At 44.0% G+C, this 23,132-nt stretch carries 17 protein-coding genes; 16 read left to right on the forward strand and 1 reads right to left on the reverse strand.

The features are described 5' to 3' along the window. The first annotated feature begins 304 nt into the window (after positions 1-304). The 5 genes from ftsE (at position 305) to H8Z79_RS03685 (ending at position 5,582) form a co-directional block, all read left to right on the forward strand. Entirely contained in the window at positions 305-988 is a 684-nt protein-coding gene (gene ftsE / locus H8Z79_RS03665) for a cell division ATP-binding protein FtsE (protein ID WP_072523355.1), read from the forward strand. Continuing rightward, a complete protein-coding gene (gene ftsX / locus H8Z79_RS03670) occupies positions 978-1,883 on the forward strand; it encodes a permease-like cell division protein FtsX (RefSeq protein ID WP_015542334.1) in 906 nt (301 codons plus the stop codon). The genes ftsE and ftsX overlap by 11 nt, the downstream gene beginning before the upstream one ends. A 91-nt stretch (positions 1,884-1,974) precedes the next feature. Next, the gene (locus H8Z79_RS03675; RefSeq protein WP_118039795.1) at positions 1,975-3,144 is read left to right on the forward strand and encodes a S41 family peptidase; all 1,170 of its coding nucleotides are present in this window, start codon (positions 1,975-1,977) and stop codon (positions 3,142-3,144) included. Between the two features lie 104 nt (positions 3,145-3,248). Next, positions 3,249-4,553: a fibronectin type III domain-containing protein gene (locus tag H8Z79_RS03680; RefSeq protein ID WP_118039794.1), complete on the forward strand. Its 1,305-nt coding sequence runs from the start codon at positions 3,249-3,251 to the stop codon at positions 4,551-4,553. Positions 4,554-4,613: 60 nt separating this feature from the next. Beyond that, the gene (locus H8Z79_RS03685; RefSeq protein WP_015542337.1) at positions 4,614-5,582 is read left to right on the forward strand and encodes a hypothetical protein; all 969 of its coding nucleotides are present in this window, start codon (positions 4,614-4,616) and stop codon (positions 5,580-5,582) included. A gap of 18 nt (positions 5,583-5,600) precedes the next feature. On the opposite strand, the gene H8Z79_RS03690 is transcribed toward H8Z79_RS03685, so the two are convergent. Beyond that, entirely contained in the window at positions 5,601-7,751 is a 2,151-nt protein-coding gene (locus tag H8Z79_RS03690; protein ID WP_015542338.1) for a SulP family inorganic anion transporter, read from the reverse strand. Between the two features lie 177 nt (positions 7,752-7,928). On the opposite strand from H8Z79_RS03690, the gene H8Z79_RS03695 reads away from it, so the two are divergent. From H8Z79_RS03695 to H8Z79_RS03745, 11 genes are all read left to right on the forward strand, one after another. Continuing rightward, entirely contained in the window at positions 7,929-9,023 is a 1,095-nt protein-coding gene (locus tag H8Z79_RS03695) for an acyltransferase family protein (RefSeq protein ID WP_118039793.1), read from the forward strand. 171 nt (positions 9,024-9,194) lie between these two features. Then, a complete protein-coding gene (locus H8Z79_RS03700) occupies positions 9,195-11,003 on the forward strand; it encodes a Na/Pi cotransporter family protein (RefSeq protein WP_015542340.1) in 1,809 nt (602 codons plus the stop codon). Between the two features lie 257 nt (positions 11,004-11,260). Further along, complete coding sequence (locus H8Z79_RS03705; RefSeq protein WP_118039792.1) at positions 11,261-12,772, forward strand: CoA-transferase; 1,512 nt, start codon at positions 11,261-11,263, stop codon at positions 12,770-12,772. Positions 12,773-12,819: 47 nt separating this feature from the next. After that, entirely contained in the window at positions 12,820-14,808 is a 1,989-nt protein-coding gene (uvrB, locus tag H8Z79_RS03710) for an excinuclease ABC subunit UvrB (RefSeq protein WP_015542342.1), read from the forward strand. Positions 14,809-14,929: 121 nt separating this feature from the next. Then, a complete protein-coding gene (locus tag H8Z79_RS03715) occupies positions 14,930-16,087 on the forward strand; it encodes a pyridoxal phosphate-dependent aminotransferase (RefSeq protein ID WP_015542343.1) in 1,158 nt (385 codons plus the stop codon). Positions 16,088-16,351: 264 nt separating this feature from the next. Continuing rightward, complete coding sequence (hrcA, locus tag H8Z79_RS03720; RefSeq protein WP_015542344.1) at positions 16,352-17,404, forward strand: heat-inducible transcriptional repressor HrcA; 1,053 nt, start codon at positions 16,352-16,354, stop codon at positions 17,402-17,404. 30 nt (positions 17,405-17,434) lie between these two features. Beyond that, on the forward strand, positions 17,435-18,067 hold the full coding sequence (gene grpE, locus H8Z79_RS03725; protein ID WP_118039791.1) for a nucleotide exchange factor GrpE: 633 nt from the start codon (positions 17,435-17,437) through the stop codon (positions 18,065-18,067). A 36-nt stretch (positions 18,068-18,103) separates the two neighbouring features. Beyond that, positions 18,104-19,981, forward strand: a complete 1,878-nt coding sequence (gene dnaK, locus H8Z79_RS03730) for a molecular chaperone DnaK (RefSeq protein WP_015542345.1) — start codon at positions 18,104-18,106, stop codon at positions 19,979-19,981. Between the two features lie 85 nt (positions 19,982-20,066). After that, positions 20,067-21,248 (forward strand): molecular chaperone DnaJ, encoded by a 1,182-nt coding sequence (gene dnaJ, locus H8Z79_RS03735; protein WP_015542346.1) that lies wholly within the window; start codon positions 20,067-20,069, stop codon positions 21,246-21,248. Positions 21,249-21,417: 169 nt separating this feature from the next. Next, the gene (gene prmA / locus H8Z79_RS03740; protein WP_015542347.1) at positions 21,418-22,371 is read left to right on the forward strand and encodes a 50S ribosomal protein L11 methyltransferase; all 954 of its coding nucleotides are present in this window, start codon (positions 21,418-21,420) and stop codon (positions 22,369-22,371) included. A gap of 4 nt (positions 22,372-22,375) precedes the next feature. Then, positions 22,376-23,119 (forward strand): 16S rRNA (uracil(1498)-N(3))-methyltransferase, encoded by a 744-nt coding sequence (locus tag H8Z79_RS03745; RefSeq protein WP_015542348.1) that lies wholly within the window; start codon positions 22,376-22,378, stop codon positions 23,117-23,119. Positions 23,120-23,132 lie beyond the last annotated feature (13 nt).

Genomic DNA, 23,132 nt, shown 5'->3' on the forward strand with positions numbered 1-23,132 from the left:
AACACAAAAATAAAGTTAAAACACAGATAAACGTTGCAATTACAAGGATTCTAGGATAGAATAGATAACTGTGGAATACACCAAAAAACTTGAAATTGTTTTATGAAGTATATGGAAACCTTGGAGTATTAATGCCAAATATGAAAAATCCATGAAATCAATAAAAAGGGTTGCATTCTGCATAGAAATATGTTACAACATTGTTACGAAATGTTAATAAACTATACCGCAGAAAGCAATAAGATGCTGCCGGTACGCTGGCGGCATTTTTTATGTATATATACAGGAGGAGATTATGGAAACGATGATTGATATCATTGATGTAAGCAAATCGTATGGCAAAGGCCTTCCGGCAGTGAACCATGCCAACTTACATGTAGATAAAGGAGAATTTGTCTTTGTTGTTGGAAGCAGTGGTTCCGGCAAGACAACTCTGATCAAGCTTTTGATGAAAGAACTTGACAGCACAAGCGGTCAGATGATCGTCAGCGGAGAACGTCTGGAAAAGATGAAACACCGCCGTGTGGCTAAATACCGCCGTAAACTTGGCGTTGTATTTCAGGATTTCCGTCTGTTGAAAGACCGTAATGTATATGAAAACGTTGCATTTGCACAACGTGTTATCGGAAGACCGACACGTGTGATCAGAAGACGTGTTCCTGAGGTGCTTCAGGAAGTCGGTCTTGCAGAGAAATACAAATCATTCCCGGATGAGCTGTCGGGTGGAGAGCAGCAGAGGGTTGCACTTGCAAGAGCACTTGTAAATCGTCCGGATATTCTTCTGGCAGATGAACCGACCGGTAACCTTGACCCGAAGACTTCCGAAGAAATCATGAAACTTCTCGAGCAGATCAACGAGCGCGGTACGACAGTTCTTGTGGTAACCCATAATAAAGAAATCGTTAATGCAATGAAAAAGCGAGTGGTTACCATGCATGACGGTGTGATCGTCAGCGATGAGAAGGAAGGAGAATATCATGAGGCCTAGTACGATCTGGTATACCCTCAAGCAGGGAGTGAAAAATATAAAAAGAAACTGGATGTTTTCACTTGCATCCATTATTACAATGGCAGCCTGTATTTTTCTGGTAGGAGTTTTTTATTCACTTGTGACTAATGTGGACAATATCGCACACAAAGTAGAACAGGAAGTGCCGGTTACGGTCTTCTTCGATGAAGGAACGACGGATGAGCAGATGCAGGAAGTTGGAAATCTGATTCAGGCACGTCCGGAAGTAGAACGTGTCGAATTTGAATCCGGAGATCAGGCATGGCAGAATTTCAAGGATAAATATTTTCAGGGATCCGACGCAGCAGATGGATTCAAAGACGATAACCCGCTTGTGAACTCATCCAACTATCAGGTTTATCTGAATCAGATCGAAAAGCAGACAGAACTGGTAAATTACATTCAGAGTCTGGAGCATGTCCGTGAGGTAAATCAGTCTGAGCAGGCAGCCAATACACTTGGAAGTTTTAATAAACTGGTTTCCTATGCATCCATTATCATCATTGCAATTCTTCTGCTGATTTCCATTTTCCTTATCAGCAATACTGTTTCTGTAGGTATTTCTGTACGTAAGGAAGAAATCGGAATTATGAAATACATTGGTGCGACCGACGCATTTGTACGAGCACCGTTTGTTCTCGAAGGTATGGTACTTGGTGTGATCGGTGCGGCAATTCCGCTGGCAGCATTGTATTTCCTGTACAATACGGCAGTTGAATTTGTTCTGACGAAGTTTAATGTACTGACCGGAGTGGTTGATTTTATCCCGGTATGGCAGATTTATCAGGTGCTTCTTCCAATAGGACTCCTTCTGGGAATCGGAATCGGTTTTATCGGAAGTATCTGGACGACAAGAAAGCATTTAAGAGTATAATAAAATATCAATATCACGCGGCATGGGACTTTTGGTTCCATGCCGTTTGTGGTATATTAATATACAGACAGGCTTAAGGAAGGACAGGAAAATGAAACATAAAGAATATGCATCGGGAGTTCTGACAGGTGTTTTGGTCGTGGCGCTTGCATCGGGCGGAGTGAAATTCGTGCAGCAGCGGCAATATAACGGAGTTCTCTCGGATTCTTCACATGTACAGAAAATAGAATATCTGGAGAAAATGATAGACCAGGAATATCTGGGCGAGGTGGATAATGATGAGATGGCAGAGGGTGTTTATGCCGGTCTGGTCTACGGCCTTGGAGATGTTTATTCCAGATATTATACTGCTGATGAATATGCTCAGGAGACAGCTTCGACGGATGGCGCCTATGCAGGTATCGGTGTTTCCATCCAGAAAAATAAAAATGGTGGAGTGCAGATCGCAGAGTGCTATGAAGGCGGTCCCGGGGCGGATGCCGGGCTGCAGACAGGTGACGTGATCACGGCAATCAATGATACTGATGTAACGGATATGGAGCTTTCAGATGTGGTTTCCCTGATCAGAGAGAACAAAGATAAGACAATTGTTCTTACAGTGTTTCGTGAAAATGAGGAAAAATCCCGTGAAATCAGTGTGGATGTGACGGACGTGGAACTGCCGTCTGTATTTGGAGAAATGCTGGATAAAAAGACCGGCTATATTCAGATTACACAGTTTACAGGAGTTACTCCGCAGCAGTACAAAGATATGTTTACTGAATTAAAAGATAAAGGAATGGAGCGTCTTGTCATTGATCTTCGAGACAACCCTGGCGGACTCCTGACCTCAGTCTGCGATATTCTTCGAGAAATCCTTCCTGAGGGACTGATTGTGTATACGGAGGACAAATACGGCAACAGGGAAGAAGAAACCTGTGATGGGAAACATCAGCTGGATATGCCGCTTGCCGTACTGGTGAATGAAAACAGTGCAAGTGCATCTGAGATTTTTGCAGGAGCCGTGCAGGATCATGGAGTCGGTACGATTGTCGGAACAACGACTTATGGCAAGGGTGTGGTACAGGAACTTCGCCAGTTAAGCGATGGAAGTGCGGTAAAGCTGACTGTTTCCAATTACTATACACCAAATGGAAATTCCATCAATAAAGTGGGAATCAAGCCGGATGTGGAAGTGAAGCTTGCGTCTGAACTTTTGAACAAAGATGAGATCACACATGAGGAAGATAATCAGCTTCAGAAAGCACTGGATGTAATATAGAATTAACAAAATTAAAGAAAATGTAAAAACTGCTTGCTTTTTACTTCGTTTTTTTTTAAAATATACAAGGGGACATTCTATATTTTGAGAAGGGAACGATATTTATGAATAAAAGCAAAAAGAGCGGAAAAGCAATTACAGGAGTTATGCTGATGCTGTTTCTGACAGTAGCTGTTTTAGTATCAGCTGTTTCTGTCAGTGCGGCTTCCGGAGTCAAAAAGACCAATGTAAAGGCAACGATTGCAGGCTCCAGTAATACAGCACTGAAGATTAAATGGAACAAATGCTCAGGCGCAGACGGATATGTGATCTATCGACGTGAATCTGTAAAACATGCCTATAAAAGAATTGCCATGGTAGGAAGTTCTGCGACAACGTATACAGACCGTAATCTCGGAACCGGAAAACCATATCAGTATGCGGTAAAGGCTTATGGCAAACAAAAAAGTAAATTTGTATACAGCAGATATACTGCGGTAAAGGGGGCAACCCGCCCATATAAGACAACGGTTACACCTAAGGTACTGTCAAGTTCGCAGGTAAAACTTTCCTGGAAGTCTGTTTCAAAGCTGGATGGCTACAGGATTTATCGAAAAGCATCCGGGGGTAAGTGGAAACTGATTGCAGATGTAAATAAAAAAAATACGTCTTATACAGATACAACGGCGGCCGGTGATACAAAATATGTATATACCGTGAGGGCATATAAGAAAGCCGGCGGCATAAAATACATGGCAGCGATAAAGCAGAGTAAAAGTGTAAAAACACCAAAAGCAGCTGTTGTCAGTCAGAGTGCTTTTACCGCAACACAGAAAGATGTCATGAAAAAGATTCTCTACGCAGTGGAAACCGGTGGACAGGTATATGGAAACCAGAATTACGGTGCATTTACAAAGGCATACACAAACAGCAGCATTGAGCATGCGATTACGATTGGTGCGGGACAATGGTATGCGACAGAAGCACAGAGACTTTTGAAACTGATCCATACCACGATGGGAGATGCCGAATGGAAAACATATGACAAAGACGGCAAGCTCTGGAATGACGTACAGAAATCTAACTGGTCTACTTATAAAAAGACTACTTATAAAAAACGTATTGTAAATATTATTAAGTCAGATATCGGAAAGAAATGTCAGGATCAGCTGATGTATCAGCAGATTACCGAGATGGAGAAGGCAATCCGTACTTTGGGCATTACAGATATAAAGGCAGTGGGTATGTTTATCAATATTGAACATCAGGGTGGTTACAGCGCAGTTCCCCGTGTGCTTGCCAAAACAAAAAAACCATATAATCTGAGTAATGTTTATAAAGCGCTTGCTTCAGACAGCGGAAATCAGGTTGGTACATATAAAACAAGACAGGCGAAAGTATATCAATGGTTAAATACTTATATGAAATAAAGTGATAAAATTAAGAAAGGGCAGGGGACTGCCCTTCTGTAGAGTTCGGAGAGTACAGCAATGATTTTAACAGAAGAAAAAAATTATACAATATCACTTGAAAAAGAAGAGAGTGACAGTGAAAATGGTCTGACAGGTAATACGATTGAATTGGAATTTTCCAATAAAGAACTCCTTCATGAGATCATAACCTGTGGAATGCCGATACAGAGGCTGACCATTGCTTATCCGGAAAAAAAACGTCTGGAAATGTTATATAAGGTGTTTCTGGTGGAAATGGCACTGGATACAGAGGGAGACCGGTTGAAAAAGTCTCAGAAGACGGCATATCTGGATTCTTCGGAAAAAAGTGTGATTTCTTATTATATGGGTATGTTTTTTACGAAACTGCTCAGTCACAGATTGTATGGAGATGAGTATTTAACACATTTGAATCTGATAAAGAAGATGGATCACAGTGAGTATAATGACTTTTTTGCAAGCGAATGGCGCCCGGAAATGGTGGGATACAATCCTGTAGATAGAAGCTGGAGTGCATGGGAAGCGAAGGGCGGAAGTAACCGCCGTGAACAGGCACTGAAAAAAGGTACTCAGCAGCTGGAGGCAATCGGTACATTGAATGGTGTGAAACCGGATCCGGCAGTTGTATGTATGACTTATTATGATCACAGTTATTTATGTGGAATCTTGAGACAGGCTTCCGGTAAAGCAGACGGAGAACCGGTGCAGTTCCATACGGAAGACTATTTTGAAGCATACTATCATCCGATCCGTGAGCTGTTTTTTGACAGAGAAAGCAATTTGAGATTGTATGATTCCTTTGCAGAGGTAACATTTACAATTCCCTATTTTTCAGATAATCAGGAACAGACGGAGGAGCGCCGAATTCAGATTGGAATGTCAAGAGAACTTTTACAGAAACTGATGGATGCAGACTACAAAGTTATTGCTGAGATGAGAAAAAAAGCAGATAAAGAAAAATGTCCGGAAGGTGCGTATATGGGGGCGGATGGAATTTATATCAGATGATGATAAAAAAGAGGGAAGTCACTCCCTCTTTTTCCATTCTCTCCATTTGCGCAGGGCTTCCGGATTTTGTTTTTCAAGACGTTTTTCCAAACGGATACGGTTCTGCTCCAGTCTGGCGGCAAGTTCAGGATGTTCTTCCAGTACCTTCTCGCGGATGCGGGTTCGGCGCTTTTCAATAAGTTCCACGATATGTCGGTGCTCTTTGTGCATTTCTTCAGGAAGTTCATCGATATGTAATTCGATACGGTGGAGAATTTCATCTTCATCCAGTGCACCAAGAGTGTGCCAGCTTTCGAAATGTTCTTTGATACCTTCATCAGAAAGTCGTTCGATATCCGGCATCTGGTGCAGATGTTCGATAATTGTGTGAGTTGCCTGTTCCAGTTCCTGAACGGTTTCTTTACCGAATGCCCAGGCAAATTCTTCAAGAGTATCTTCTTCTTCAGCAGGGAGATGGGAATGACTTCGAAGTTCTGCCAGTTTTTTCTCGGATTCCGGTATCTCGAGGTTATAGGGTCTATGGATACCTGCATCGTTAAGTGCCGCGAGGATGGTTCTTCGCACGCAGCCTTCTTTGATCAGATGGCCGATGCCGAGCGTTCGCATCTGTTCATTGAGAGAAGAAGAATGTTCTGTAATATAAAACTGAATACCACGTCTTTTCATATTAGAAGCAATTGCCTCAATCCGGTCTGCAGCGGTGATATCGATGGAGTTGATTGAAGAAGCGTCTACGATCACGACTTTTGTGTCTTCTTTCAGACTGTTTTCAAGGTCCTCCTGAAAAACCTTCGCATTTGCGAAAAACAGGTTTTCATTGAAACGATAAATGATGACATGCTGTATCGGATAAGCATGCCGGTTTCGACCGAGGTCATAATAGGATTCTTTGCCGGGAATGATACCGCGGAAAGAACGCGGCGGTGCAGTTGCTTTCAGGATTACTGCTACAAATGACAGAATGATGCCGATCAGTACACCATAGATGGTTCCGAGGAACAATACACTGATACAGGCTGCCATGAAAATATAAAATTCATTTCGGCTGACTTTATAAAGGCGGATCGCAAGATGTACTTCTACGACATCCATCAACGCAGAGATGACGATGGCAGTCAGAACCGGGACAGGCAGATAACCGATAAATCCGGTAAATCCAAAGAGAAGGACGGCCATGGTGATTCCGGCGGTCAGGGAAACGACCTGAGAAGTGCCACCATACTGTTCGTTCATGGCGGTACGGGAAATACTTCCGTTTACCGGGCAGCATCCGACGAAAGAAGCAGAAATATTACCAGCGGCACAGGCAAGGATTTCCTGTCGGTCATTCAATTTATAGCCGTTTTTGAAAGCAAAATTATTTTCTGCAAGAAGTGTTTCTGCCATGATAACAACAGCAACCATCAGTCCGCGGCCAACTGTCTGGGTAAGAGCAACCTCTCCGAATTTAGGAATAAGAAATGTCGGAAATCCTGGTTCGACTGCCTGTAGAAGCACCACACCATGATTCTGTACATGAAAACAGGTGGTGGAAAGGACTCCGAGGATCATGATCACAATGGACATCGGAACCTTCGGAAAGATTTTTTTGCCGATGCGGATCAGAATCAGCGCGCTGATTCCCATAGCAAGAGAAAGCAAACTGATCGAGCGTGCGGCAAGAAAAATATAATGGAGAAGTTCCGGAAGTTCTCCGGAGCCGGCATCTCTTCCCATAAGTTTCGGAATCTGCATCAGGATGATCGTAAGAGAAATTCCGCTGATAAAGCCACCCATAACAGGGGTGGAGATAAAATCAACGATCCGGTCCGCATGCAGGAAATAAAAAATGAGCAGCCACAGTCCGGCAAAAAATGCGATTACAGGTACACAGGCAAGTGCATCGGGGGATTCAGCGGCAATACCAAGAGAGGCAAGTGCACTTCCGACGATGGCGGCAGGTGCGGCATCTACACCAAAAATAAATTGCTTTGAGGTAGAAAACAAAGCAAAAAACAGGATCGGGAAAACAGATCCGTATAGTCCGTAGATTGCCGGGATGCCGGAAATCTGTGCATATCCCATCGAGATAGGGATAGAGACTGCGGCGATAATGATTCCGGAGAAAATATCTCCCGGCAGATTGCGGAGGTTATAGTTTTTCAGAGTGGGAAATAATCGTAAATTCATGTGCATCCTCCTTTTCTGGTGCTATTGTACCATAAATGGCCAGGGATTGTAACTGTTCACAGGCGATATCCGCGAGGCGTTTGGCCATGCTTAGAGCATGTGGGATTTTCTTGCCAAGTATCAAGAGATTCGGTATACTATAATGTATCTGCAAATAGAAAGACGAGGATGAAACATATGAGTGATTCTGTTGGAACAACAGAGAGAAAAAAATACCTGGATGCGGCAAAAGGCTGGGGAATCCTGATGGTGGTCTTCGGACATATCACAAAACTTGGGAACCCGATTGATATTTGGTTTGGAGCCTATAAACTTGCGGTGTTTTATTTTGTTTCCGGTTATCTTCTGGCAATGCGTCAGAGTTTTCGCAAGATGTCAACCGGAGAATACATCAAAAAACATGCAAAGAGTCTGCTGATACCGTATTTTGGATACAGTGCGTTTGTGATGATCTATAATGTGATCGTAGGTATCATGAAATGGAAATCAACAACAGATATTGTTAAGAGATTCCTGCTGCAGGCATATATGACATTCAGTTTCAGGGGAATCAGCGCTCTGTGGTTTCTGCCGACGCTGTTTTTGGCACAGGTGTTTTTTATTTTTGTAATAAAAAGCAGAAAAGAAATCAAAGTTCTGGCGGCAGTCGGTACGGCAGTTTTCACATGGTATGCATCCGCTTACTTTTTCCCTATGCTGAAGCAGATGTATGAGGGAAGTACTTATAAGATCATTTCGTATCCGCTGCTTGCACTCAGTAAAGGAATTGTAGGCTTTGGTTTTGTTGGGATGGGATATCTGTTTTATTTTGCAGTGCTTCATATAAAACAGAAACATCTGAAGGGAATTGTTGGAATTGTTGCATCTATTGCTATATATTTACTTGCTCAGAGAAATGGTGGTGTAGATCTGAACCTTATGGGACTTGGAAAAAGCCAGATCATGTTCTGGTTTAATGGGGCTCTGGGATCAGCAGGCACAATCCTGCTGTTCGAATATCTCGAAAACTGGTGTAAGATGGAATTCTTAAGCTTTTGTGGAAAGAATTCCCTGATCATTATGGCAACGCATGGTACACTCGGATTTAAAGGGTTGGTCATCAACGGATGGAAATCCATGTATACGCTGTCGAATGTGGCGGGACTTCGCTATTATCTGGAGTGTACCGGGATCCTTGCAGAGCTTATGCTGATAGAATGCGGTGTGATCGCAGTCGTAAAGAACTGTTTTCCGTGGCTTGAGGGTAAACCGTTCCGAAAAAAGGAAAGATAAATTTTTTTATTTCAAAAAATCAAATATTGTAATCATACGTTTGATATGGCATAATAGATTAGGAATGTTAAAAAAAGGATAAACCCAAGTTAAAAGAATGTAAAAATACGAGATTTTACAGAAGGTGTCGGTCCGTAACAGAAGGACAGAGAGACAACAGAGGAGAATTTTATGGCAATTTTTTCAATGGTTTTATCGTTGCTGTCAGGTGTGGCATTATTTTTATTCGGAATGTCACTCATGGGAGACGGCCTGAAACTGGTCGCTGGCAACAAACTTGAAGCGTTTCTGTATCGAATGACAAACACTCCGCTGAAGGGTGTTGCACTGGGAACCGGTGTAACGAGTGTAATTCAGTCCTCTTCAGCAACGACCGTTATGGTTATTGGCTTCGTAAACTCCGGTATGATGAAACTGAAACAGGCAATCGGTATCATCATGGGAGCAAACATCGGAACGAGTATTACCGGCTGGATACTCTGTCTTTCCTATATTCAGGGATCCGGAGGTATTGCCAGTATTTTATCTACGGCAACTATTTCAGCAGTAGTCGCGGTAATCGGTATTATATTAAGAATGTTCTGTAAGCGTTCCGTTCATAAAAATGTCGGAAATATTATGCTCGGTTTTGCAATTCTGATGACAGGTATGCAGACCATGAGTGGTGCAGTGGCGCCGCTTCGTGAGAGTGAAGTATTTATCGATATGCTTACTATGTTTTCCAATCCGATCGCCGGTATTCTGGTAGGTATTGCATTTACAGCAGTCCTTCAGAGTGCATCAGCAACAGTCGGCGTACTGCAGGCACTTTCTGTAACCGGAATCCTGACCTTTGCCAGTGCATTTCCGATCGTTCTTGGTATCGGTGTCGGTGCAGCCTGTCCGGTTCTGATTTCTGCAATCGGTGCCAATAAGAATGGTAAGAGAACAGCGCTGATCTATCTGATGAATGACTTATTCGGTCTGATCATGTGGTCAGTGATCTTCTATACTGTAAATGCATTTGTACATTTCGGATTTATGGATATGATCATGACACCGGTAACAATCGCAGCACTGAATACCGTATTCCGTGTGGCGACGGTTGTAGTACTGTTCCCGTTTATCCCGAAACTTGAGAAGCTTGTTTGTTATCTGGTTAAGGACAGTGCAGAAGAGCTTGAAGATGAAGCGGATTTTGACCTTCTTGAGGAACGTCTGATCAATTATCCTGCGCTTGCAATCGCACAGTGTCACCGTGCAATGAATGGAATGTCCAAGAAACTCCGTAAAAACGTCAACCGTGCGATGAACCTTCTGAATGATTATCAGCAGGATAAGTACGATAAAGTTCAGCGTAAGGAAGATCTGATCGACAAATATGAGAGCCGTCTGGGTGAGTACCTGATCCAGCTTACAAAGCGCGAGATGAACACAGCGCAGACCACACAGGTTTCCCTGTATCTGCATACGATCAATGACTTTGAGCGCATTGGAGATCATGCTTCTTATATTGCACATATGGCAAATGAAATGCATGACAACCATACACAGTTTTCACAGGCAGCATGGGATGAGTTAAATATCGTCATGGGGGCTGTCCGTGAGGAAATCAATGTAACCTGCAATGCCTTTATGAAAGATGACAAGGAAGCTGCACAGAGAGTTGCACCGCTGGGAGCTGTTATTACAAATCTCTGTGACGAGCTCAAGATGCATCATGTAGAGCGTCTGAGCAAGGGTGAATGCGGACTGGAAGAAGGAACGGTATTTAATGATATCCTCAACAGTTTCGGACGTATTGCAGCGCACAGTGCAAGTGCGATGACAGCACTTCTTAAGAGTGGCGAGACAGATACAGATCCGCATATTCATGACTCCAAGATCTATCCGACAGACAGTTGGGAATACTACACATATTTCAATGAATACAGACAGAAATATGATGTCGTAAACAATGAAGACCATGTACTGAGCATGGAGCCGGAAGAAGTAGAATAAAACTAAAATAAAAAAGAAGTCATCAAATACAGAGCAGATGAAACGTCTGCCCTGTATTTTTTTCTGGCTATAGGAGTGTAAACTGCCATGCTTCTGCAAAGACAGGGGCGCAGTCTCCTGTTTTATTTTGATTTAAAGTAGTATGCTGAGATAGATATGAATGTCAAAATATGGTATACTGAAACAAAAAATCTTTTATGACAGACAGATATGAAAAGAGTGTATGCGAAAGAGAAATTTGAAAGTGAGAACAATATATGTATGAGATCATGAATGCAGATGAGGCAATCCGTCTGATACGGGATGGAGACTGTATCTGTGTCAATTCATTTGTAGGAATCGAAAACCCGACGGAGCTCCATGAGGCATTGTACCGGAGATACCAGAAAATGCAGTCACCGACGCATCTGACAATCGTATCAAGTGCCGGATTCGGAGTATGGGATGAGGAACATAATGCAGAAGGATATATTCGCGAGGGCGCAGTAGACAAGCTGATCTGCGGCCACTTCGGGGCTATGATGAGTACGAAGAAACTGGTGCTTGAAGACCGGTTTGAAGCATATAATCTGCCCCTGGGATGTATTTCGCACGCGATTCGTGCACAGGCAGGAGGTCTTCCGGGAGCGCTGTCAAAGGTTGGACTGGATATTTTCGTTGACCCGCGAAGAGAAGGACCGGGAATCAACCGTATTTCGATTGATGATTCTCTGGTCAAATATGTGGAAGTGGATGGAGAAGAGTTTCTTTATTATAAACTTCCGAAGATTACGATTGCACTCATAAAAGGTACAGCGGCCGATCGTAAAGGAAACATTACCTTTGATGATATGTATATGTCAGGAGATGCATTATCTATCTGTCAGGCAGTCAAGGCGAACCGTGGAAAAGTGATTGTACAGGTGGACCGGCTGGTAGATACACCATCCCGTCCGCGTAATGCCATCATTCCGGGATGTCTGGTCGATGCGATCGTTGTGGCGGAGCCGGAAGAGCGAAATGAAGCATACACGGCACTGACCGGAAGTTTTGAGATCCCGTACAAAGAATGGCATACATGGAATGAGAAAATTCATGAGCTTTCCCAGAAACAACGCAAAAATAACATTCCTGCGAACATTATCGGAAAAAGGGCAGCCAAGGAACTGCGAGTGGATGATATTGTAAACATTGGAATCGGGATTCCGGAGACGGTTTCCAGATATGCACGAAAGAGTGGGATGCTGGATATGATCACGTTGACCGTGGAATCTGGTGGAATCGGCGGTTTTCCTGTTTCGGGAGAGGTATTCGGAGCGATGATCGGAGCTGCTTCTGTTTACGATATGGCAAACCAGTTTGACCTGTATGATAACGGTGGTCTGGATGTTTGTTTTATGGGAGCACTGGAAGTCGACCGCCATGGAAATATCAATGCGCACCGTGGCACGGGAGCATTTGCTGGTATCGGTGGCTTTGCAAATATTACAGCAAAAACACCGACCGTCGTTTTCTGCATGACATTTAATGCAAAAGGACTGGAAGTCACGCAGGAAAAAGGTGTCGTGACGATCCACAAAGAAGGAGAAATTTCCAAGTTTGTAGAGAAAGTATCAAGCGTCAGTTTTTCGGCAAAACGTGCGATCGAGAATGGCCAGAAAGTCCTTTATGTAACAGAACGCTGCGTTTTCCGCCTGACCCCGAAAGGATTAAAACTGATCGAAGTATATCCGGGCGTGGATATACAGAAAGATATTTTGGACAGGTTGCCGTTTGAAGTGGAAGTCTGACAGATAAGTTTTTAATAAATGAAATTTCTTTAAAACAGGAGAATACTATGGATCATTTTGAATTACACTCTGAATATAAGCCCACCGGTGACCAGCCTCAGGCAATCGAGAAACTGGTCAAGGGATTCAAAGAAGGAAACCAGTTTGAGACTCTGCTGGGAGTTACCGGTTCCGGTAAGACCTTTACCATGGCAAATGTTATCGCACAATTAAATAAACCAACTCTGGTACTTGCACACAATAAAACACTGGCGGCGCAGCTTTACGGCGAAATGAAAGAATTCTTCCCTGATAACGCAGTGGAATATTTTGTTTCCTATTACGATTATTACCAGCCGGAGGCATATGTACCATCTACAGACACCTATATTGCAAAAGATGCCTCCACAAATGATGAAATCGATAAGCTGCGATTATCGGCAACGGCGGCTCTCTGTGAGCGCAGGGATGTAATCGTTGTATCCTCTGTTTCCTGTATTTATGGTCTGGGTGCGCCGGAAGAGTTCTTTGATATGATGATCTCACTTCGTCCGGGAATGGAGAAAGACAGAGATGATGTGATCAAAGAGCTGATCGACATTCAGTACAACCGTAATGAAATGGATTTTCATCGAGGTACATTCCGTGTGCGGGGTGATGTACTGGAGATTTTTCCTGCCAACTATTCTGACCATGCGATCCGCGTAGAATTTTTCGGAGACGAGATCGACCGCATTACAGAAGTAGATGTCCTGACGGGCGAAATCCGCAGTGAACTGAAACATGCTGCGATTTTTCCGGCATCTCATTATGTTGTGCCACAGAGCCAGATTCAGAGAGCCGCAGATGCCATCCTCGAAGAAATGAAGGAACAGGTTGCCTGTTTCAAAGGTGAGGACAAGCTGATCGAAGCACAGCGTATTGCCGAGAGAACGAATTTCGATGTAGAAATGATGAAAGAAACCGGATTCTGTTCCGGCATTGAGAATTACTCACGACACCTTACCGGACTGGCACCGGGACAGCCGCCGTATACGCTGATGGACTATTTTAAAGATGATTTTCTTCTTATTATAGATGAGTCCCACAAAACTGTCTCACAGGTTGGCGGTATGTATGCCGGTGATCAGAGCCGTAAACAGACACTGGTGGATTATGGGTTCCGCCTGCCGTCTGCGAAGGACAACCGTCCGTTGAGTTTTGATGAATTCGAAAACAAACTGGATCAGGTGATGTTTGTCTCGGCGACACCGGGACAGTATGAGGCGGATCATGAGATGCTCCGCGCAGAGCAGATCATCCGCCCGACCGGACTTCTGGATCCGAAGGTTGAGGTGCGTCCGGTGGAAGGGCAGATCGATGACCTGATCGGAGAAGTCAATAAAGAAGTAGAAAAGGGCAATAAGATTCTTATCACGACACTGACAAAACGTATGGCGGAAGATCTGACGGATTATATGAAAGATGTCGGCATTCGTGTACGTTATCTCCACTCAGATATTGATACCCTTGAGCGCGCGGAGATCATCAGGGATATGCGTCTGGACGTTTTTGATGTACTGGTAGGAATCAATCTTCTGCGAGAAGGCCTGGACATTCCGGAAATCACACTGGTAGCCATTCTGGATGCGGATAAAGAAGGATTCCTGCGTTCAGAAGTTTCTCTGATCCAGACGATCGGACGTGCTGCCCGTAACAGCGAAGGTCATGTTATTATGTATGCTGATGTGATGACGGATTCTATGCGAAAGGCAATTCAGGAGACTGAGCGAAGAAGAAGTATCCAGGAGGCATACAATAAAGAACATGGAATTACACCGACCACGATCAAAAAAGCGGTACGCGATCTGATTACTGTTTCCAGGGCCGTTGCTGAGACAGAAGATAAACTGAAGAAAGATCCGGAATCCATGACAAGGAAAGAACTGACAAAACTTATCGGACAGGTGGAAAAGCAGATGCGTGCAGCGGCCGCAGACCTGAATTTCGAACAGGCCGCAGAACTGCGTGATAAGATGATCGAGCTTAAGAAAAATCTGGATGAGATGGATTCCTGAGCTACAGGGAAAATGTCAGAGCTTATCCGCGCAGCAGGTGATTAATTTTTACTTTACGCTTGTACAGTGATGGAGAGCGTGCTAAAATGGAACGAGCACGACACGAAAGAAGGATAGAAATATGCAGTTTTCCAAAAGACTAGACAGATTTGGAGAAGAAATCTTTGCATCCCTGAATAACCGACGTATGGAGCTGGAGCAGCAGGGTATGAAAATTTATAATATGAGTGTGGGAACACCGGACTTTAAGACACCGGAGCACATCAAGAAAGCACTTGCAGAAGCGGCAATGGATGACGATAACTGGAAGTACAGTCTTCGTGATCTTCCGGAATTGCTTGAGGCAGTCTGTACTTATTATAAGAAACGATTTGATGTGGAATTGACACCGGATATGGTCATGACCGTTTACGGAAGTCAGGAAGGCATGGGACATCTGGGGATGGCGCTTTGTGATGAAGGCGATGTGGTACTGCTTCCAGATCCATGTTATCCGGTATTTGCCGCAGGAAGTCTGATGGCAGGCGCGAAACCTTACTATTATCCGTTGGTGGCAGAACATGATTTCCTTCCATATGTAAAGGATATCCCGGAAGAAGTGGCGAAGAAAGCCAGATACATGGTTGTTTCCCTGCCGTCCAATCCGGTCGGAAGTATTGCCGCACCAGGGCTGTACGAAGAAATCGTAGAGTTTGCGCGTAAGTATGATATTCTGATCATTCATGATAATGCATACAGTGATATTATCTTTGACGGAGCGCATGGCGGAAGCTTCCTTTCTACAGAAGGAGCGCGGGAAGTTGGTGTGGAATTTTTCAGCCTTTCCAAGTCCTTTAATGTAACCGGTGCGAGAATCAGTTTTCTGGTAGGCCGTCCGGATGTGATCGCAGCACTTCGTAAATTAAGAAGCCAGATTGATTTTGGCATGTTCCTTCCAATACAGAAAGCAGCTATTGCGGCACTGAACGGTCCGCTGGAAAGTGTACAGGAGCAGTGCAATATGTATCAGGAAAGACGTGATGCACTTTGCAATGGTCTTCGTGAAATCGGCTGGGATCTTCCGAATGGAAAAGGAACCATGTTTGTCTGGGCAAGAATTCCGGGTGGACGCACTGACAGTATGGCATTCTGTATGGAATTGATGGAAAAAGCTGGCGTTATCGTAACTCCTGGTGCAAGTTTCGGACCGCATGGAGAAGGATATGTACGTTTTGCGCTTGTACTGCCGCCGGATAAGATCCGCGAGGTAATAGATGCAATCCGCAGAAGCGGAATCTGAGGAAGCAGCACATATCTGCAGAAAGATTTATTTACAATAAATTAAGAACAGAATTTTACATAATCACAGTAGATCTGACACAAAGTAACAGAGTGGAAAGACAGATTTTCCCGATTTGTGTCTGTACTGTGATTTTTTTTGATTTTTAAAAAAATTAAAAATTATCTGTTGACAAACAATAATGACAGTGCTATCTTAACAGTATAGATGTTAGCACTCCTTATTGTTGAGTGCTAACAAATAAGGCGGAAAGGAGCTGGGAACATGGATGAACAGTTGACGGATCGTAAGAAACGAATCCTGAAAGCAATCATTAAGACATACATGGAGACAGGTGAACCGGTCGGTTCAAGGACGATATCCAAGGACGCCGATCTGAATGTCAGCTCAGCAACGATCCGGAATGAGATGTCTGACTTGACAGATATGGGCTACATCGTACAGCCACATACGTCGGCAGGAAGAATCCCTTCTGACAAGGGCTATCGCCTTTATGTGGATGAGCTGATGAAGGAAAAGGAAGACGAGATCGAAGAGATTCGTAATCTGATGATTGAGAAGACAGACAAGATGGAAAAAGTGCTTAAGAATGTAGCACGCGTCCTTGCTTCCAATACAAATTATGCAACGATGGTTTCGGTTCCCCAGTACAGTGGAAATAAACTGAAATTTATTCAGTTGTCCCGTGTTAATGAACAGCAGCTTGTAGCAGTGGTTGTATGTGAGGGAAATGTCATTCGTAACCAGATTATTGATCTGGATGAAGAGATGGATGATGAGACACTCCTGAAACTGAATTTACTTCTTAATACCAATCTGAACGGACTGCCGATTCAGGATATCAATCTGGGAATGATTGCCAGACTGAAAGAACAGGCAGGTATTCACAGCGGACTGGTTGCAAGAGTACTGGATGCAGTTGCAGCTACGATTCATGTTGATGAAGATGATCTGGAAATCTATACGTCAGGTGCGACAAACTTTTTTAAATATCCGGAACTGTCCGACAAGACGAAGGCAACCGAACTGATTTCTACTTTCGAAGAAAAGCAGCAGCTGGTTGATCTGGTCAAAGAAAGGATGGCGGATGATAATACCGGAGTTCAGGTGTACATCGGTGATGAACTTCCGATCTCGACCATGAAAGACTGCAGTGTTGTTACTGCTACTTATGAACTGGGCGAGGGCATGCATGGAACAATCGGTATCGTAGGACCGAAGCGAATGGATTATGAAAATGTAGTAAATAGTCTGAAGACCCTCAAGGTCGAACTCGACGAGGTATTCAAAAAAAATAAAAACAACCAAGACAGTTAGCTGTCAAACTGGAAAGGCGGTAGAAGAAACGTGTCAGAAACAACAAAAACAACTGGTGTGCAGGACGAAGCAGAGAAAGAAATTCCGGAGACTGAAGAACCTGTAACAGAACCAGTCGAAGAATCACCGGAGGCAACCGCAGGAGAGAATCCGGAAGGGGAAAAAGAAGCGGAAGCCGCAGAAGAAAAAGAATCAAAAGGAAAGACATCTTTCTTTGGCAAAAAGAAAAAAGATAATAAACTGGAACAGCAGATCGAAGATCTGACAGACCGTTTAAAACGAAACATGGCTGAGTTTGATAACTTCCGTAAACGTACGGAAAAAGAAAAATCCAGCATGTATATCATCGGAGCGAAGGATATTATTGAGAAAATCCTTCCGGTGGTAGATAACTTTGAAAGAGGCCTTGCACAGGCAACGGAAGGTGATCCGTTTGCTGAAGGCATGGAAAAAATCTACAAACAGCTCACCACTACACTGGAGAGCCTGGGAGTAGAGCCGATCGAAGCCGTTGACAAAGAATTCAACCCGGATCTTCACAATGCAGTGATGCATGTAGAAGATGAATCCGTTGGAGATAATATTATTGTGGAGGAACTTCAGAAAGGATACACCTATAAAGGATTTGTAGTCCGCCACAGTATGGTAAAAGTAGCTAATTAATTTTTATTTCAGATATTAAACAGGAGGAACATTATCATGGGAAAAATTATTGGTATTGACTTAGGTACAACAAACAGTTGTGTAGCTGTAATGGAAGGCGGACAGCCGACCGTTATTGCAAATACAGAAGGAGCAAGAACTACACCTTCAGTAGTCGCTTTCACAAAGACAGGTGAGCGTCTGGTAGGTGAACCTGCAAAACGTCAGGCTGTAACAAATGCAGACAGAACAATCTCTTCCATCAAGAGAGAGATGGGTACAGATTATCGTGTAACAATCGATGAGAAGAAATATTCTCCTCAGGAAATTTCAGCTATGATTCTTCAGAAACTGAAAAAAGATGCAGAAGGATATCTTGGAGAAACTGTTTCAGAAGCAGTTATTACAGTTCCGGCATACTTCAACGATGCTCAGCGTCAGGCAACAAAAGATGCAGGTAAGATCGCCGGCCTTGATGTAAAACGTATCATCAACGAGCCTACAGCAGCAGCTCTTGCATACGGACTTGACAACGAAAAAGAACAGAAAATCATGGTTTACGACTTAGGTGGTGGTACATTCGATGTATCCGTTATCGAGATCGGTGATGGAGTTATCGAAGTTCTTTCCACAGCAGGTAACAACCGTCTTGGTGGTGACGACTTTGACCAGAAAGTTACAGACTGGATGATCGAAGAATTCAAGAAAGCAGAAGGCGTAGACTTAAGCAATGATAAGATGGCTCTTCAGAGACTGAAAGAAGCAGCTGAGAAAGCTAAAAAAGAACTTTCTTCTGCAACAACAACAAACATCAATCTTCCGTTCATCACTGCAACAGCAGAAGGACCGAAGCATTTCGATATGAACCTTACAAGAGCTAAATTCGATGAGCTGACACATGATCTCGTAGAAAAGACAGCAGAGCCGGTTCGCCGTGCACTGTCTGATGCAGGAATCACAGCTTCCGAACTTGGTCAGGTACTTCTGGTAGGTGGATCTACACGTATTCCGGCTGTACAGGACAAAGTAAAACAGCTTACAGGTAAAGAGCCAAGCAAATCCCTGAACCCGGATGAGTGTGTAGCACTTGGTGCTTCCGTACAGGGTGGTAAACTTGCAGGTGATGCAGGTGCCGGTGATATCCTTCTTCTGGATGTTACTCCGCTGTCACTGTCTATCGAGACAATGGGTGGTATCGCAACTCGTCTGATTGAGAGAAATACAACAATCCCGACAAAGAAGAGCCAGATCTTCTCCACAGCAGCAGACAACCAGACAGCTGTAGATATCAATGTAGTACAGGGTGAGCGTCAGTTCGCGAAAGACAACAAGTCCCTCGGTCAGTTCCGTCTGGACGGAATCCCGCCGGCACGTCGTGGTGTTCCGCAGATCGAAGTTACATTTGATATTGATGCCAACGGTATCGTAAATGTATCCGCTAAGGATCTTGGTACAGGTAAAGAGCAGCACATCACAATCACAGCCGGTTCCAATATGTCTGATTCTGAAATTGACAAAGCAGTCAAAGAAGCTGCTGAATTCGAAGCTCAGGATAAGAAACGTAAAGAGGGAATCGATACAAGAAACAATGCAGATTCCATGGTATTCCAGGTTGAGAATGCACTGAAAGAAGCCGGAGACAAGATCGACGCCAACGACAAAGCAGCAGTTGAGACAGACCTGAATGCACTGAAAGACCTCCTTGCTCAGACAGCAAATGCAGAAATGACAGATGCTCAGATCGCAGATATCAAAGCAGCTCAGGAAAAAATGATGGAAAGTGCTCAGAAACTTTTCGCAAAAATGTATGAGCAGACACAGCAGGCCGGCGGTCAGGCAGGTCCGAACCCGGGAGCAGGCGCAGGTGCAGCTCAGGGCGGAAATGAAGCTGGCTATGGCGATGATGTTGTAGACGCTGATTATAAAGAAGTCTAATGATTCAGACCGGTGGAAGCTGTGCAGCAGCAAAACTGGTAGTGATATCTGAAGACGTAAATCAAAGATATAGGAAAGAGAAAAGATGGCTGATAAAAGAGATTACTACGAGGTCCTGGGTGTCAGCAAGACAGCCAGTGATTCAGAATTAAAAAGTGCATATCGAAAATTAGCCAAGAAATATCATCCGGACGTAAATCCGGGAGACAAAGAAGCGGAAGCGAAGTTCAAAGAAGCAACAGAAGCATACAGCGTACTGAGCGATGCTGAAAAGAGAAGACAGTATGACCAGTTTGGTCATGCTGCCTTTGAACAGGGCGGTGGCGGAGCCGGCGGATTCGGCGGCTTTGACTTCAACGGTGCAGACATGGGTGATATTTTCGGTGACATTTTCGGAGATCTGTTTGGAGGCGGCGGAAGACGCCGTGCCAACAACGGACCGATGAAGGGTGCCAACTTACGTGCACGTGTAAACATTACCTTTGAAGAAGCCGTGTTTGGATGTGACAAAGAACTCGAAATCGTTCTGAAAGATGAATGTACGACCTGTCACGGAACTGGCGCAAAACCGGGAACACAGCCGACTACCTGTCCGAAATGTCATGGAGAAGGTCAGATTGTCTATACACAGCAGTCTATGTTTGGGATGGTTCGAAATGTACAGACCTGTCCGGACTGTAATGGAACCGGAAAGATCATCAAAGAAAAATGTACTTCTTGCCGCGGCACAGGTTATACATCTTCAAGAAAGAAGATTCAGGTCTCCATTCCGGCAGGTATTGACAATGGACAGAGCATTCGTATCCGTGACAAAGGTGAGCCGGGAACCAATGGTGGACCAAGAGGTGATCTGCTTGTAGAAGTAAATGTTGCACGCCACCCGATCTTCCAGAGACAGGATATGAACATCTTCTCAACAGCACCGCTGACCTATGCACAGGCAGCGTTGGGTGGTGAAATCCACATCAACACAGTGGATGGAGATGTTGCATACGAGGTAAAACCCGGAACTCAGACAGACACTCGCATCCGTCTGAAGGGAAAAGGTGTTCCTTCTCTGAGAAACAAAAACATCCGTGGTGACCATTATGTAACACTGGTCGTTCAGGTTCCGACAAAACTTAATGAAGAAGCGAAAGAAGCTCTGCGCAAGTTTGATGAGGCCTGTGGCAACAGGCCTGCTTCCGAGTCAAAAGACGGATCTGAGAAATCAGAAAAGAAGAAAAAGAGTTTTATGGATAAACTCAAAGAAACTTTTGAGGACTAAATCTGCTAAAATCAAAGAAACTTTTCAGGAAAAGAGGGAAACCTCTTTTCTTTTTTTGCGCTATCATGTATTATAAAAGATAAGGCAAAATTGCGGACACAGTTTGCTGTGACACAATTGGCAGATATCGTAAAGTTGTCGTACAGAACAAGACAGGAGATTACAATATATGAAATGGAACCGTTTTACCATTAAGACAAAAACAGAAGCAGAAGACATGATCATCTGTACTCTTGCAGAAATCGGTGTTGAAGGCGTGGAGATTCAGGATCACCAGCCACTGACCGAAGAAGATAAAGCACAGATGTTTGTTGATATCATGCCGGAAGGACCGGCAGATGACGGCATTGCTTATCTGAACTTTTATCTCGAAGAAGATGCAGATAAAGAATCTGTTCTTCGCGATGTCAGAAATGCACTGGAAGAACTTCGCACCTTTATGGATATCGGCGAGGCGACGATTGAAGAATCGCAGACCGAGGATAAAGACTGGATCAATAACTGGAAGGAATTTTTCCATCAGTTCTATGTGGACGATATTTTGATCGTTCCGTCATGGGAAGAAGTAAAAGAAGAAGACAAGGATAAGATGATCCTTCATATCGATCCGGGTACTGCATTCGGAACCGGTATGCATGAGACAACACAGCTTGTGATCCGTCAGTTAAAGAAATACGTAAAACCGGGCATCGAACTTCTTGATGTCGGAACCGGAAGCGGAATCTTAGGAATTACAGCACTCAAACTCGGTGCAGGTCATGTTGTCGGAACTGATCTGGATCCGTGTGCTGTACCGGCAGTGCAGGATAACAAAGAAGCCAACGGCATTGTAGACGAAACATTTGATATGATGATCGGGAATATTATCGATGACAAAGAAGTGCAGGATCAGGTCGGATATGAGAAATATGACATTGTAGCAGCCAATATTCTTGCGGATGTGCTCGTACCGCTGACACCGGTCATCGTTCATCAGATGAAAAAAGGTGCTTACTACATCACTTCCGGTATCCTTGATGTCAAAGAAGAAGTAGTCAAAGAAGCTGTTGCAAAAGCAGGACTGACACTTGTTGAAGTGACCAGACAGGGTGAATGGGTCTGCGTGACTGCAAGAAAGGACTGAGACGATGCAGAGGTTTTTTGTAGAGCCACATCAGATTGATGAGGGAGCACATCAGATTCATATCCTCGGAAGTGATGTCAACCATATTTCAAATGTTCTGCGCATGAAGCAGGGAGAGGAACTCTGGATCAGTGATGGCGGAAAAAAGGAATATCGCTGTACGATTGAAGATTTCAGTTCAGACGAAGTACTTCTTCACATTATTTATGCACAGGAACCGGATTATGAGCTTCCGAGCCGTATCTATCTGTTTCAGGGACTTCCGAAGGCAGATAAAATGGAACTGATTATACAGAAGGCAGTTGAGCTCGGTGCATACGAAGTGATTCCGGTAGAGACAAAGCGGTGTGTCGTGAAACTGGACGGCAAAAAAGCAGCAAAAAAGGTTGAACGCTGGAAACAGATCGCAGAAAGCGCTGCAAAGCAGTCAAAACGTATGCTGATCCCGAATGTACATGAGGTACTTACATTTAAAGAAGCATTAAAATACGCAGAAGCTATGGATATCCGCCTGATTCCGTATGAACTTGCAAAAGGCATGCAGGAGACAAAAGAAATCCTGGCCGACATTCAGCCGGGACAGTCTGTTGGAATTTTTATCGGACCGGAAGGCGGATTTGAAGAAAAAGAAGTAGAAACAGCAATCAGCGAAGGGGCAAAACCAATTACTCTTGGTAAACGTATCCTTCGTACAGAGACGGCCGGACTTGCCATTTTGTCAGTCCTGATGTTTCAGCTTGAGAAGTAGATAAAAGAGGAGA

The sequence above is a fragment of the Blautia intestinalis genome (assembly GCF_014297355.1).
GTDB lineage: Bacteria > Bacillota > Clostridia > Lachnospirales > Lachnospiraceae > Blautia_A > Blautia_A intestinalis.